14 protein-coding genes and 1 riboswitch are annotated in these 14,009 nt (G+C 74.2%); of the genes, 10 read left to right on the forward strand and 4 right to left on the reverse strand.

Going from position 1 to position 14,009, the window contains the following annotated elements; translation table 11 throughout:
- Positions 1-38 precede the first annotated feature (38 nt).
- The 4 genes from pdhA to ACH5AR_RS08335 all read left to right on the forward strand — a co-directional run bounded on the left by pdhA (position 39) and on the right by ACH5AR_RS08335 (position 5,411).
- Positions 39-1,181: a pyruvate dehydrogenase (acetyl-transferring) E1 component subunit alpha gene (gene pdhA / locus ACH5AR_RS08320; protein ID WP_396300559.1), complete on the forward strand. Its 1,143-nt coding sequence runs from the start codon at positions 39-41 to the stop codon at positions 1,179-1,181.
- A 29-nt stretch (positions 1,182-1,210) separates the two neighbouring features.
- Positions 1,211-2,179 carry an alpha-ketoacid dehydrogenase subunit beta gene (locus ACH5AR_RS08325; RefSeq protein WP_396300733.1) on the forward strand — a complete coding sequence of 323 codons (969 nt, stop codon included), beginning with the start codon at positions 1,211-1,213 and terminating at the stop codon, positions 2,177-2,179.
- The gene (locus ACH5AR_RS08330; RefSeq protein WP_396300734.1) at positions 2,179-3,507 is read left to right on the forward strand and encodes a dihydrolipoamide acetyltransferase family protein; all 1,329 of its coding nucleotides are present in this window, start codon (positions 2,179-2,181) and stop codon (positions 3,505-3,507) included. Before ACH5AR_RS08325 ends, ACH5AR_RS08330 begins: the two co-directional genes overlap by 1 nt.
- A 242-nt stretch (positions 3,508-3,749) precedes the next feature.
- A complete protein-coding gene (locus ACH5AR_RS08335) occupies positions 3,750-5,411 on the forward strand; it encodes a globin domain-containing protein (RefSeq protein WP_396300560.1) in 1,662 nt (553 codons plus the stop codon).
- On the opposite strand, the gene ACH5AR_RS08340 is transcribed toward ACH5AR_RS08335, so the two are convergent.
- Positions 5,412-5,954, reverse strand: coding sequence for an NUDIX domain-containing protein (locus tag ACH5AR_RS08340; protein WP_396300561.1), 543 nt, complete (start codon positions 5,952-5,954; stop codon positions 5,412-5,414).
- A 238-nt stretch (positions 5,955-6,192) separates the two neighbouring features.
- On the opposite strand from ACH5AR_RS08340, the gene ACH5AR_RS08345 reads away from it, so the two are divergent.
- On the forward strand, positions 6,193-7,068 hold the full coding sequence (locus ACH5AR_RS08345) for an IclR family transcriptional regulator (protein ID WP_396300562.1): 876 nt from the start codon (positions 6,193-6,195) through the stop codon (positions 7,066-7,068).
- Positions 7,069-7,266: 198 nt separating this feature from the next.
- Positions 7,267-7,692 (forward strand): SsgA family sporulation/cell division regulator, encoded by a 426-nt coding sequence (locus ACH5AR_RS08350; RefSeq protein ID WP_396300563.1) that lies wholly within the window; start codon positions 7,267-7,269, stop codon positions 7,690-7,692.
- Positions 7,693-7,790: 98 nt separating this feature from the next.
- On the opposite strand, the gene ACH5AR_RS08355 is transcribed toward ACH5AR_RS08350, so the two are convergent.
- Positions 7,791-8,171, reverse strand: coding sequence for a phage holin family protein (locus ACH5AR_RS08355; RefSeq protein ID WP_396300564.1), 381 nt, complete (start codon positions 8,169-8,171; stop codon positions 7,791-7,793).
- A 132-nt stretch (positions 8,172-8,303) separates the two neighbouring features.
- Here ACH5AR_RS08355 and ACH5AR_RS08360 point away from each other — a divergent pair, with 132 nt between their 5' ends.
- Entirely contained in the window at positions 8,304-8,621 is a 318-nt protein-coding gene (locus ACH5AR_RS08360) for a cupin domain-containing protein (RefSeq protein ID WP_396300565.1), read from the forward strand.
- A gap of 91 nt (positions 8,622-8,712) precedes the next feature.
- Entirely contained in the window at positions 8,713-9,384 is a 672-nt protein-coding gene (tenA, locus tag ACH5AR_RS08365) for a thiaminase II (RefSeq protein WP_396300566.1), read from the forward strand.
- Positions 9,385-9,463: 79 nt separating this feature from the next.
- Here tenA and ACH5AR_RS08370 read toward each other — a convergent pair whose 3' ends face one another.
- Positions 9,464-10,786 (reverse strand): hypothetical protein, encoded by a 1,323-nt coding sequence (locus tag ACH5AR_RS08370; protein ID WP_396300567.1) that lies wholly within the window; start codon positions 10,784-10,786, stop codon positions 9,464-9,466.
- Positions 10,787-11,065: 279 nt separating this feature from the next.
- On the opposite strand from ACH5AR_RS08370, the gene ACH5AR_RS08375 reads away from it, so the two are divergent.
- Positions 11,066-11,266, forward strand: a complete 201-nt coding sequence (locus tag ACH5AR_RS08375; protein WP_396300568.1) for a DUF5326 family protein — start codon at positions 11,066-11,068, stop codon at positions 11,264-11,266.
- Positions 11,267-11,342: 76 nt separating this feature from the next.
- On the opposite strand, the gene ACH5AR_RS08380 is transcribed toward ACH5AR_RS08375, so the two are convergent.
- Entirely contained in the window at positions 11,343-11,588 is a 246-nt protein-coding gene (locus ACH5AR_RS08380; RefSeq protein WP_396300569.1) for a hypothetical protein, read from the reverse strand.
- A gap of 236 nt (positions 11,589-11,824) precedes the next feature.
- A riboswitch (TPP riboswitch) is annotated at positions 11,825-11,959 on the forward strand.
- On the opposite strand from ACH5AR_RS08380, the gene thiC reads away from it, so the two are divergent.
- Positions 11,954-13,768, forward strand: a complete 1,815-nt coding sequence (thiC, locus tag ACH5AR_RS08385) for a phosphomethylpyrimidine synthase ThiC (protein ID WP_396300570.1) — start codon at positions 11,954-11,956, stop codon at positions 13,766-13,768. (Overlaps the previous riboswitch by 6 nt.)
- Positions 13,769-14,009 lie beyond the last annotated feature (241 nt).

Below are 14,009 nucleotides of genomic sequence, written 5' to 3' on the forward strand. Positions count from 1 at the left end.
CGGTAGGGAGCCCCCGCCACCCCTGGAGGTGCCCCGAGATGACCGTTCTCGACCACAGACACCACACGGGCGTGCCCGGCTGGCTGCCCGGCGCCACCGCCCCGCGCACCGACCCGGCACCCCTCCTCCCGGACCTCTCCCCCGTCCGGCTGCTCGGCACCCCCGCGCTGGAGAAGTACGACCCCGCCCTGCTGCGCGAGCTGTACCGCCGCCTGGTCGTCGGCCGCCGGTACAACCAGCAGGCCACCACCCTGACCAAGCAGGGCCGGCTCGCCGTCTACCCGGCCTCCACCGGCCAGGAGGCCTGCCAGGTGGCCGCCGCGCTGGTGCTGGGCGGGCAGGACTGGCTGTTCCCCAGCTACCGCGACACCCTCGCCGTGGTCTCCCGGGGCGTCGACCCGCTGGAGGCGCTGACCCTGCTGCGCGGCAGCGCCCACACCGGCTACGACCCGCGGGCCACCCGCACCGCCCCGCTCTGCACCCCGCTCGCCACTCAGGCCCCGCACGCCGTCGGGCTGGCGCACGCCGCCCGGCTGCGCGGCGAGCCGGTGGTCGCGCTGGCGATGCTCGGCGACGGCGGCACCAGCGAGGGCGACTTCCACGAGGCGCTGAACTTCGCGGCCGTCCTCGGCGCCCCGGTGGTCTTCCTGGTGCAGAACAACGGCTACGCGATCTCCGTGCCGCTGAGCGCGCAGTCCGCCGCGCCGAGCCTGGCCCACAAGGCCGTCGGCTACGGCATGCCGGGCCGGCTGGTGGACGGCAACGACGCGCCCGCCGTGCACGCGGTGCTGACCGAGGCGGTGGAGCGGGCCCGCAGCGGCGGCGGCCCGACCCTGGTCGAGGCGCTGACCTACCGGATCGACGCCCACACCAACGCCGACGACGCCACCCGCTACCGCACCGAGCCCGAGGTGGCCGCCTGGCGCGAGCACGACCCGGTCCTGCTGATGGAGCGGGCGCTGCGCGGGCTCGGCCTGCTGGACGAACGGTCGGTGCGGGAGGCGGCCGACGAGGCGGAGGCGCTGGCGGCCCGGATGCGGGCGGAGTTCCACGCCGACCCGGAGCTGGACCCGATGTCGCTGTTCGCCCACGTCTACGCCGAACCGACGCCCCAACTGCGCGAGCAGGCAGCACAGTTGGCCGCAGAGCTGGCCGCCGAGGCGGAGGTGGCGGAGCAGTGACGACGGCGACCGCACCCCGTGCGTCGAGCATGGCCCAGGCGCTCAACTCCGCGCTGCGGGACGCCATGCGCGAGGACCCGGCGGTGCACGTGCTGGGCGAGGACGTCGGCGCGCTCGGCGGCGTCTTCCGGATCACCGACGGGCTCACCGCGGAGTTCGGCCCCGACCGCTGCCTGGACACCCCGCTGGCCGAGGCGGGCATCCTCGGCACCGCGATCGGCATGGCGATGTACGGGCTGCGCCCGGTGGTCGAGATGCAGTTCGACGCCTTCGCCTACCCGGCGCTGGAGCAGCTGTTCTCGCACGTCGCCAAGATGCGCAACCGCACGGCGGGCCGGCTCCCGCTGCCGATCACCGTCCGCATCCCGTACGGCGGCGGCATCGGCGGGGTCGAGCACCACAGCGACGCCTCGGAGGCGTACTACGCCGGGACGCCGGGCCTGCACGTGGTCACCCCGGGGACGGTGGCCGACGCGTACGGGCTGCTGCGCGCCTCGATCGCCTCCGACGACCCGGTGGTCTTCCTGGAGCCCAAGCGGCTCTACTGGGGCAAGGCCGAGTTCGACCCGCAGGTGCCGGTCGAGCCGATCGGCCGGGCGGTGCTGCGGCGCTCCGGCACCTCCGCGGTGCTGGTCACCTACGGCCCCTCGCTGCCGGTCTGCCTGGCGGCGGCGGAGGCGGCGCAGGCCGAGGGCTGGGACCTCGCGGTGCTGGACCTGCGCACCCTGGTGCCGTTCGACGACGAGACGGTCTGCCGGGTGGTGCGCTCGCTCGGCCGGGCCGTGGTGGTGCACGAGTCGACCGGCTTCGGCGGCACCGGCGCGGAGATCGCCGCCCGGGTCACCGAGCGCTGCTTCCACCACCTGGCCGCGCCCGTGCTGCGGGTGACCGGCTTCGACGTCCCGTACCCGCCGCCGATGCTGGAGCACCACCACCTGCCCGGGGTGGACCGGATCCTGGACGCGGTCGCGCGGCTCCAGTGGGAGGACCGAGGATGATGCCCGTCGTGCGGGAGTTCCGGCTGCCCGACCTCGGTGAGGGGCTCACCGGGGCGGAGGTGGTGCGCTGGATGGTCGAGGTCGGCGAGGTGATCGCGGTCGACCAGCCGGTGGTGGAGGTGGAGACGGCCAAGGCCGTGGTGGAGGTGCCCTGCCCGTACGGCGGGGTGGTCACCGCGCGGTACGGCGAGGTGGGCGAGGAGATCGCCGTGGGCGCGCCGCTGGTGACGGTCGCGGTCGCGGCGCCGGAGGCGGGGAGCGGCCCGCAGGGGCCGGTCGAGCCGGGTGTGGCCGCGGCCCCCGCGGCGGCCGGGGCGGAGCGGCCGCTGGTCGGGTTCGGGGTCGTCGAGCCGGGTCGGGGCGGGCGGCGGCGCCGGGTCGGTGCCGGCGCGGGCGGCGGCGCCGGTTCGGGTTCGGGGGCGGCTGCGGTGGCCGTCGCGCAGGCTCCGGCGGTGCCGGCCGGGCCCGCGGTGGTGCCGGTGATCTCGCCGCTGGTGCGGCGGCTGGCCCGGGAGCAGGGGGTCGACCTGGCCGCGCTCGTCGGCAGCGGCCCGGACGGGCTGATCATGCGGGCGGACGTCGAACGGGCGGTCGCGGCCAGGGCGGCCACCGCTCCGGCGCCCGCCGGGCCCGTCGCGGCGGACGGCGTGGTCCCGTTGCGCGGGCTGCGCAAGGCGGTGGCCGAGAAGCTGGGCCGCAGCCACCGGGAGATCCCGGCGGCGACCTGCTGGGTGGATGCGGACGCCACCGGACTCATGGCACTGCGCCGGCAGCTGAACGCCGCCCCGGGGCCGAAGGTGAGCGTCCTGGCGCTGCTGGCACGGATCTGCACGGTCGCGCTGGCCCGCTTCCCGGAGCTCAACTCCTCGGTCACCGAGGACGGTTCGGGCATCCTCCGGCACCCGGCGGTGCACCTGGGCTTCGCCGCCCAGGGCGAGCGCGGACTGGTCGTCCCGGTGGTGCGGGACGCGCAGAGCCGCAGCACGGAGCAACTCGGCGAGGAACTGGGCCGGTTGACGCAGGCGGCACGCAGCGGCGCGCTCACCCCGGCCGAACTGACCGGCGGTACCTTCACCTTGAACAACTACGGGGTGTTCGGGGTGGACGGCTCCACCCCGATCCTCAACCACCCGGAGGCGGCGATGCTCGGTGTCGGCCGGATCGTCGCCAAACCCTGGGTGCACGACGGGGAGTTGGCGGTCCGCGAGGTGACCCAGCTGTCGTTCACCTTCGACCACCGGGTCTGCGACGGCGGGACGGCGGGCGGCTTCCTGCGGTTCGTCGCGGACTGCGTCGAGCAGCCGGGGATGCTGCTGCGGCAGCTCTGAGCGCGGCCGTCGGGCGCCGGGTACGCGTCGCCCTGGGTGTTCCTCCGGGTACCCAGGGCGACGACGGGTGGGGGAGAGTAGCGCGTTCCGGGCCCGGATGTCCGGGCTTCGCGTGATTCGTCGGGCGGGGCCTCCGGTCGTGCCACGCTGCCTTGGCGCCGGCAGGGACAAGCCGGGTCCGGCGCGGGTGGTGCAGGCCGGCCGGAGGCGAAACGATTCTCTTGGGTACTCGAAACGTAGCGGTGAAGTCCCGCGGAACCGTCCTGGTCCGCACCGGGCACGGCTCGGCGGGGGTCGCCTCCGTCCCGGGCCTGTCGCAGCGCCCGTCCGAGGCGGGCCCCTCGCGGCAGGTGGCCGTCCTGCCGCCGGCGCCTCCGGGGCAGCCCGAGCTGCCGTACGACCTGCCGCCGACGCCTCCGGGGCAGCCCGAGCTGCCGTACGACCTGCCGCCGCGGGCCGAGGCGGAGGCGCCGACGGCGGTGTTGCCGCCGGTGCCGCTGCTGGAGCCGGTCCGGCCGGGGGTGCCGGCCGCTCCGGGGTACCCGCCCGCCGTGCCGGGGTACCCGCCGTCCGTCGCCGCGCCGGGGCCGGGCAGCGCCTTCCGGCCGCTGCCCGCCGACGGGCCCGGCCCCCACCGGGCCGGCCCGGGCGACCGGTGGAGCGAGGCCTGGGGCGTGCGGGCGCCCGCCGGGCAGCCGCCCGCCGCGCTCCCCGGCGCCGGGCCGGACCGGCCCGCCGACCGGCGGCCGCTCACCGCCCGGGAGGTCGCGCTGGTCCGGGCCGGCCTCGCCGTCCTCCGGCCGGTCGCCGACCGGGCCACCGCGCACTTCTTCGCGCTGCTCTTCCTGCGCCACCCCGAGCTGCGCCCCTGCTTCCCCGCCGCCATGGACGGCGACCGCGACCGGCTGTTCCGCACCCTGCTGGCCGTGGTGGACGAGCTCGACCGGCCGGCCGCCCTGCGCGCCACCCTGGCCGGGCTCGGCCGGAGCCACCGCCGGTACGGGGCGTCGGCCGGGCACGCCGCCTCGGTGGAGGAGTGCCTGGTGGGGACGCTGGCCCGGTACGCGGGCGGGAGCTGGGGCGCCGAGGCCGAGGCGGCCTGGCGCCGCGCCTACCGGATGATCTCCTCGGCCGTGATCGAGGCCGCCGCGGAGGACGCCCGCACCTCGCCGGCCTGGTGGCAGGGCGAGATCGTCCGGCACGAGCGCCGCACCCGGGACGTCGCGGTGGTCACCGTCCGGCCGGACCAGGCGTACCCGTTCCGGGCCGGGCAGTACGCCGCGCTGGAGACGCCCTGGTGGCCGCGGGTCTGGCGGCACTACTCCTTCGCGGGTGCGCCGCGGCCGGACGGGCTGCTGGTCTTCCACGTCAAGGCCGTCCAGGCGGGCTGGGTGAGCAACGCGCTGGTCCACCGGGCCGCGCCCGGCGACGTGCTGCGGCTGGGCCCGGCGGCCGGCTCGATGACCGTCGACCACGCCGCCGGACCGGACCTGCTCTGCGTCGGCGGCGGCACCGGCATCGCACCGGTCCGCGCCCTGGTCGAGGAGGCCGCCGCGTACGGCGCGCCCGGCCGCAGGATCGAGGTGTTCTACGGGGCCCGCCGCGCCGAGGAGCTGTACGAGCTGGCGGGCCTGCGCGAGCTCGCCGGGCGGCACCCGTGGCTGACGGTCCGGCCCGTGCTGTCCGGGGGGTCGGCCCGTCCGGCCGCGGGCCTGTCGGACGGCGTCCCGCTGACCGGTGAACTGCCGGAGGTAATGGGACGGTTCGGCCCGTGGGCCGGCCGCGAGGCGGTGCTCAGCGGGCCGCCCGCGATGGTGCGGCGGGCCGTCGGGGTGCTGCTGCGCGCCGGCGTCCCGGCCGAGCGGATCCGGCACGACCCGGTCGGCGACCCGGCCGCCGCGTGATCAGCCGAGGTCGGGGGCGAGGAGGGCGCGGATGCCCTCGATGTTGGCCGCCAGGTACGCCCGCAGCCGGGGCGGCACGACGTTGACCGAGGTGACGCCCTCGCGGGTGAACGGCAGCCGGACCACCTCGTACTCGCCGTTGGGGTCCGTCACCTCGGGCCCGTGCCGCCGGCTGAGGTCCATCGAGGCGAGCCGGCAGACGAAGAAGTGCTGCACCTTGACCCCGTGCGGGTGGAGCGGGGTGCCGTCGTCGTGGTGGGTGTGGCTGACGGTGTCGACGAAGGCCGGCACCACGTCCACGACCTTGCCGCCGAGCTCCTCGTCCACCTCGCGGTGCAGCGCCTCGACCACCGTGCGGTCCTCGGGCTCGACCCCGCCGCCGGGGGTGATCCAGTACGGGTGCGGCGAGCCCGGCCGGACCCGCCGGATCAGGACGAGGCAGGCCGGGCCGGACGGGTCGTCCGGGTCCAGTTCCAGCAGGATCGCCCGCGCGGTGCGCTTGACGACCGGGCGCGGTGGCGGAGTGGGGTTCTCGGGGTCCATGGCCACCTCCGGGGCTGGCGCGTTGTGCGGGAGTCTCCCGCGCCGGGCGGGGGGCGAAACCCGGGGAACGGGGCGAAACGCACCGGGACCGGGTCGAAACGCCGACCCGGGCGGGTGCGTCCGTTCGGGGCTCCGCTGTGCTGCAATGAGCAGCCATCGGGCAAACGGGAGGCTTCGTTCCGCATGCCCGTACTGGGCACGGACCTGTACCAGGGACTCGGTCTGGGGGTTGGGTGGCATGGATCGGATCGCACAACCGTTCGAGACGGTGCAGTCGTACGAGGAGACGCGGTACCAGGAGGCGTCCTACCGGCAGGCACGGCCGTTCCCCCTTCGGCCGGAGCCCGCAGGCCCCGCGCCGCGGCGGGGCCCGGCGGACCGCGGGCCCACCCTGATCGGCTCCGTCCAGCGGGCGCTGCGGCTGCTGGAGGCCGTCGGGGGCTTCCGCCACGGGGCGAGCGCCAAGCAGCTGGCCCGGGCCGCCGACCTGCCCCTCGGCACCGCCTACCACCTGCTGCGCACCCTGGCCCACGAAGGCTACCTGCGCCGCTCCGAGGGGCGCTTCTTCCACGGCGAGGCGCTCGACGCGCTGGCCCGCTCGCGGGCCCGGCCCGGCGGCCCGGACCTGCGGGCGCGGATGCAGTGCTTACGGGACGAGCTCGGCGCGGCCGTCTACTTCGCGCTCTACCGGGACGGCGAGGTCCACGTGGTGGACGTGGTCGAGGACCCGGCCCGGCCCGCCGTCGAGCCCTGGGCGGACTTCCGGGCCACCGCCCACGCGCACGCCATCGGCCAGTGCCTGCTCGGCCAGCTGCCCGAGGAGGAGCGCCGGGACCACCTCGCCCGCCACCCGCCGACCGGGCTCACCCCCTCCACCGTCACCGGCGAGGCCGCCGTGCTGCGCCGGCTCGCCTCGCTGCGGCCGACCATGCCCGTGCTGGAGCGGCAGGAGTACGCGCTCGGCACGGTCTGCGCCGCCGTCCCGATCACCATCGGCCCGGTGGTCGCCACCATGGCGCTGTCGCTGCCGGTCGAGCACGCCGACCGGCTGGCCTCGGCGGCGGGCCAACTGCTGCGCGGGGTCGGGGCGATGGGGCCGTCGTTCATGCTCTGACACGACTTGGTCTGGACCTGCTCCGGCTCGTTCACCATTTGAAAAAGCACGCCTTGTCCACTACATCCCCAAACGTGGACGATGATGATCGAACGTGGATTGGTTGCATAAACCGTCACAAAAACCGTCGAAAACATGTCCGGCGCCATCGGACCGAGCGAAACCGCCGGCGCGGGCAGAACGAGAGGTACTGGCGCCATGCAGCACAGCACAGTCCAGGGACACCTGGTGATGAACCTCGTGGTCTCGCACGAGCTCTCCTTCCGCATCCCGGTGGACCTGGCGTACGAGGCGACCGATCCGTACGCCGTCCGGTTCACCTTCCACCTGCCCGGCGACGCGCCGGTCACCTGGTACTTCGCGCGGGAACTGCTGCTCGACGGGATCAGCGGACCGGCGGGCGAGGGCGACGTGCACATCCGCCCGGTCGGCGAGGAGCTCTCGGAGGTCCGCATCGTGCTGCACTCCCCGGACGGGGACGCCCTGCTGTGCGCCTCGTCCGCGCCGCTGATCGCCTTCCTGGCGCGCACCGACCGGCTGGTGCCGATGGGCCAGGAGCTCACCGGCTGGGACATCGACGCCCAGCTCGCCGACCTGCTCAAGGGGCGTGAGAACGCCGGGTGAGCGGCCGGCGGACCCGGCCGCACCGCAACCGCGAAGGGGCCCGTACCCGGTGGAACCACCCGGGTGCGGGCCCCTTCCGGCCGTCCGCCCCGCACCGGTCAGTCGTCGTCCAGGGCCAGGTGCAGGCCCCATGCGACCAGGCTGATGATCAGTGAACCGAGCAGCGCGGAACCGAAGTTGGTCACGTGGAAGTCCAGGCTCAGCTTCCCGGAGGCCCAGGAGGTGAGCAGGAGCATCAGGGCGTTGATCACGAAGGTGATCAGTCCCAGCGTGAGGATGAACAGGGGGAACGAGAACAGCTTGACCACCGGCTTGATCAGCCAGTTCACCACGCCGAAGACGACGGCGACGCCGAGCACCGTCAGCGCCTTGTGCTGCCAGTCGGCCTTGCCCTGGGCGAGTTGGATGCCGCTGACGATCCAGGCGGCGACCCAGATGGCCGCCGCGTTGATCAGTGTCTTGATGACGAAACCCTTCATGCCGCCCAAGCCTGGCAGGAACCCCCGTCCCGGCGGAACCACCACACGGCGGGGTGGTGTTGAATGCCCCTGGTCCGGGAGGTGGACGGCCGGGCCGCGGACCGGGCACGAGCACGAGGGAGGACGGCGGCGGTGAAGCTCTTCCGGCTGGACGAACTGGACGCCGAACGGGCGGCCAACGACGGCGCGTACCTGCGGTTCCTGCGCGAACCGCGGATGTCCGCGGGGCTGTACGCGCTCGCCCCCGGCGACACCGACACCCAGACCGCGCACGGCCAGGACGAGATCTACCAGGTGATCAGCGGCCGGGCCGAGCTGACGGTCGGCGCCGAGACCGCGACGGTGGGGCGCGGCACCGTGGTGTACGTCCCGGCGGGCACCCCGCACCGCTTCCACCACGTCACCGAGGAGCTGCGGGTGCTGGTGGTGTTCTCCCCGCCGGAGGACTGAGCGGGCCGGCGGGCCGGGCGGGGCCAAGGGACCGAGGAGGCCAAGGCCGAGCGGGGCCAAGGCCGAGGGGGCCGGCGGTTAGGGTCGGGCCATGAGCACCAAGACGCTGACCGAAGAACTCTGGGCGGCCATCGAGCCGGTGTACGCCGAGATCCTCGCCCACCCCTTCCTGGCCGGGCTCACCGACGGCACCCTGCCGCGCGAGGCCTTCCGGCACTTCGTCGTCCAGGACTCGCACTACCTGCGCGACTACGCCCGCGCGCTCGCCGTCTGCGCCGCGAAGGCGCCCGGGGAGGAGGACGTCCGGGCCTTCGCCGACGACGCGGTCGGTGCGCTGGCCGCCGAGCAGGGCATGCACGCCGAGTTCCTGACCGCCTTCGGCGGCAGCGCCGAGGAGGCCGCCGCGGAGCCGGTGCTGCCCACCACCCGGGCGTACACCAGCTACCTGCTGGCCACCGTCTACGGCGGCTCCTTCGCCGAGGCGGTCGGCGCGGTGCTGCCCTGCTACTGGATCTACGCCCGGGTCGGCGAGGCGCTGCTCGCCCAGGGCTCGCCCGACCCGCTGTACGCCAAGTGGATCTCCACCTACGGCGACGAGTCGTTCCAGTCGGTGGTCCGCCGGGTGCTGGCGCTCACCGACCGGCTGGGTGCGGAGCTGTCCGCGGCCGAACGCCGCAAGGTGGTCGGGCACTTCGTGACCACCTCGCGCTACGAGTGGATGTTCTGGGACGCCGCCTGGCGCGGCGAGCGCTGGCCGGTCTGAGCCGCGCCGGCGGGCCCGTCCGTCGTCCGGCGGGTCCGTCCGTCGTCCGGGCCGCCCCGGACGACGGACGGGTGCCCGGTCAGCCGGTGACGTAGTAGCCGTTCACGTCGGCGATGAGGTGCAGCCAGTACCCGTGGTTGTAGACCGAGTACGTTCCACCCGAAGTCACGGCCGTGGTCGCCGAGTTGGCGGTGGTGCGTCCCGGTGCGACGTTGACGGTGGAGGTGTTCGGCGCCTTGCCCGGCCCGGGGAAGACGGTGAGGTGGCCGTCCGCGTGGACGTCGGTGGCCGTCACGTTCGTCTCGACGCCCACGGCGTTCGGCACCGAGCCGTCCGCGGGGACGGCCTGGATCTGCCCGGTCGCCCAGGCCGGCACCCCGTCCCCGAAGCCGGTCCGGGAGTCGAAGGCCCGCACCGGCGTCTTCAGCGCGCTGAACAGGCCGGTGCCGGAGGGCCCGTAGTAGCCGACCACGTCGATGATGACGTGCACCCAGCCGGCGTGGTTGTAGAGGTCGATCCGCCCGTCCGCGCCGACCGGCACCACGACGCGGTTGGCGACCGTCGAGCCCGCCGGGAAGTTGACGTTCGAGCCGTTGGCGGGCCGCGTCGTGCCGGTCGGGTACGCGGTCACGAAGCTGTCCCACGAGCCGTCCGTCGTGGTCACGTTGAGGACCACCGCGGTGGCGTCCGCGGTCCCCAGCTCGGGGCTGGTGACCTGGTAGCTGCGCACCGCGTCGCCGCCGAGCCGGCCGGTGCCGTCGCTGCGGCTGTCGGCGATCCGGGTGGGGGCCACCGGGGCGTACCGGTCGGTCGCCGCCGTCCGGTAGTAGCCGACCACGTCGAGCACCACGTGGGCGGTGCCCGCGTTGTTGTAGAGGGTGAGCCACGGGACGAAGCGTTCGATCGGCCCGGTGGCGACCGTGACCAGGTTCGAGACGGTCTGGCCGGGCCTGAAGTTGACGCTGGAGGTGGCCGGCTTGGTGCCCGACGCGCCGGGGGTGGCGCTGAGCGTCACGTAGCTGTCGGCGGTCGGGTCGGTCACGGTCACGTTCACCACCACGGCGGTGGCATCGGCCGGGACGACGCCGTAGCACTCCTGCGGGGGGTGGCTGTGGCAGCCGGTGGCGATCGGGGTCGAGAAGTAGCGGCCCGCCTGCAGCGGCCGGGCGGTGCGGTCCACCGGGACCTGGTAGCCGTCGCGGGTGTCCAGGATCCGCTTCGGGGCCATCCCGACGAATCCCGCCGGTGCGGTGAGGGCGCCGGCAGCGGCGGCGGCGGTTGGGGCGGTGGTCGGGGCGGTGAGTGGAGCGGTGCCTGGAGCCGCGGCCGGAGCGGCGGAGGCGGGGACGGCGGCCAGGGCCGCGACGGCGAGGTGGACCACCGCGAGAGCGGCTGTGGACATGGCTGTTCTGGCCCGCATGGTCAGGTTCCCCCCTGTTCGACGGTGCCGGGAGGGCGTGGTCCCGGCACTAGTTGGACGCTTCGCGGGGCCGGGGGTTGCGCTGCCGGCGGAGGAATTCTCGGGGGCCACCCGGGGGGTGCGGGTCGGGGGGATCTCGGGGTTCTCTCCGGGCCGTCGGGCCTCGTTCCGGCACTCGCGCCACCGTACGATCGAAGCACCGAAAGCAAGCGGGATGCGGCACCGGACGGCGGCCGACCCGAGGGGAGAAGAGGAACCGACATGGCTGAGCTCTGGAAGTCGCTGCCCTCCTGGGTGCGCAACATCGTCATCCCGGTGCTGGTCCTGGTGCTGGCCTGGAACATCGTCGCGTTCGTGTTCGGCGTCGTCGGCGCACTGCTCTCGATCGTGATCAAGCTGCTGGTGGTGGTCGGCATCGCGGCCGCCGTGGTGGTCCTGGTGAAGAAGGCCGCCAGGAGCTGACCGACCGCCCCGTAACGCCGCCCTGAGGGCCCCCGCGAGGGGGAGCCGGGCCTCGGGCGTTCTGCGACGGGCTCCGCTACTGGTTGCGGTAGTAGCCGAAGAGGTCGGCGATGACGTCGGTGGTACCGGCGTGGTTGGCGATGTCGAAGTAGCCGTCCGCGCTGACCGGGACGGTGGTGCCCGGACCGCCGTTCGCACAGGCGCTGTTGGAGCCCTCGACGTACAGGACGGCGGCCGGTTCGGCCGCCACCGCGGGCAGCGGCAGGCCGACCACGGCGGAGACTACGGCGGCGCTGAGGCCGGCCGCGTGACGGACGCGCACGGAGTGATTCCCCCAAAGATCGTCAGAGCCCCGACATCCCGGCCCGGCCGCCGGCACGGACGGGCCGTGCGTGCCCTGGTGGAGTGCCTGCGGAGCATTCGTGAGCATGATGGGGGCGCCTGCGGACGCTTCCGGCCACCGGGGCCCCGTCGGAACGCCCCTCACCGGGCGGTGGTGCGCTCTGGACCAGCGGCGATCCGCTCGCTACGGTGTTGGACGTCGTGTGCAGGCAACACCGCCTGCGACGCGGGAGCTCGGAGCACCGGGCTGAGAGGACGCTGACCGGGACGTCGACGGACGGACCGACAGCTGCGTCGACCGCAGGAACCTGACCGGGTAATGCCGGCGTAGGGAGTAGAGGTCAGATGACCACGTTCGAAGCACAGCCGCAGTCTGCCCAGGGCGCCCCCAGCAGCGAGCGCACCGGCTACCCGGCCCCGGCCTGGCGCAAGGCCCACCGCGAGGGATCGCGTCCCGACCTGCGCGTCCCGTACCGCGAGGTGCAGCTCACCAACGGCCGGACCGTCCCGCTGTACGACACCTCCGGTCCGTACACCGACCCGTCCTACGAGCCCGACGTGCGGCGCGGCCTGCCGCCGCTGCGCGACGCCTGGATCCGCCAGCGCGGCGACGTCGAGGAGTACGACGGCCGTGAGCCGCGCCCCGAGGACGACGGGATCAAGCACACCTCGCCGCGCGGCGGGAACCTGCGCAACCTGGACGCCGTCTTCCCCGGCCGTCCGCGCCGCCCGCTGCGCGGCCGCGGCGGGGTGGCCGTCACCCAACTCGCCTACGCCAAGCGGGGCGTGGTGACGCCGGAGATGGAGTTCGTGGCGCTGCGCGAGGGCCTCGCGCCGGAGTACGTGCGGGCCGAGGTGGCCCGCGGCCGGGCCGTCATCCCGGTCAACGTGAACCACCCGGAGGTGGAGCCGGCGATCATCGGCACCAACTTCCTGGTGAAGATCAACGCCAACATCGGCAACTCGGCCGTCACCTCCTCGATCGAGGAAGAGGTGGAGAAGATGACCTGGGCGACCCGCTGGGGCGCCGACACCGTCATGGACCTCTCCACCGGCCGCAACATCCACACCACCCGCGAGTGGATCCTGCGCAACTCCCCGGTGCCGATCGGCACCGTGCCGCTCTACCAGGCGCTGGAGAAGGTGGACGGCAAGGCGGAGGAGCTGAGCTGGGAGGTCTACCGGGACACCGTCGTCGAGCAGTGCGAGCAGGGCGTCGACTACATGACCGTCCACGCCGGTGTGCTGCTGCCCTACGTCCCGCTCACCGCGCGCCGCAAGACCGGCATCGTCTCGCGCGGCGGCTCGATCATGGCGGCCTGGTGCCTGGCCCACCACCGGGAGAACTTCCTCTACACCAACTTCGAGGAGCTCTGTTCCATCCTCGCCGCCTACGACGTCACCTTCTCGCTCGGCGACGGCCTGCGCCCGGGCTCGATCGCGGACGCCAACGACGAGGCGCAGTTCGCCGAGCTGAAGACCCTCGGCGAGCTCGGCCGGATCGCCCGCGAGCGGGACGTCCAGGTGATGATCGAGGGCCCGGGCCACGTCCCGATGAACAAGATCAAGGAGAACATGGATCTCCAGAAGGAGATCTGCGACGAGGCGCCGTTCTACACCCTCGGCCCCCTCACCACCGACGTCGCCCCCGGCTACGACCACATCACCTCGGGCATCGGCGCCGCGATGATCGCCTGGTGGGGCACCGCGATGCTCTGCTACGTGACCCCCAAGGAGCACCTGGGCCTGCCCAACCGGGACGACGTCAAGACCGGCGTGATCACCTACAAGATCGCCGCCCACGCCGCCGACCTGGCCAAGGGCCACCCCGGCGCCCAGGCCTGGGACGACGCCCTCTCGGACGCCCGCTTCGAGTTCCGCTGGGAGGACCAGTTCAACCTGGCCCTCGACCCGGAGACGGCCCGCGCCTTCCACGACGAGACCCTCCCCGCCGAGCCCGCCAAGACCGCGCACTTCTGCTCCATGTGCGGCCCGAAGTTCTGCTCGATGAAGATCTCCCAGAAGATCAGGGACGAGCACGGCGACGGGTCGACGGCGGTGGCGACGGAGTTCGACGCCGAGGCCCTGGCGGGCATGGCGGAGAAGTCCGCCGAGTTCGCCGCCCGGGGCAACCGGGTGTACCTGCCGCTGGCCGACTGACGGGCCGACGCGGTCTGACGACGGGCGCCGCTCTCCGAGGCCGACGGCCTCCGGGAGCGGCGCCCTGCCGTGTTTCCGAGCTCGACTCCACCGCTGGGTGGCGGCTACGTCCGCGACGTTCCGGCGCAGCCGACAGCGGTACCCAGGCGAGGCGCGAGCTGAGCCGGCGAGGGGTCCGGCGGGGTCGGCGGCGAGTTCGTCGGAAAACCTTCCGGGGAGCGATGAGTTCTCGGGGCGGCTC

The organism is Kitasatospora sp. NPDC018619, from assembly GCF_044391605.1.
Lineage (GTDB): Bacteria > Actinomycetota > Actinomycetes > Streptomycetales > Streptomycetaceae > Kitasatospora.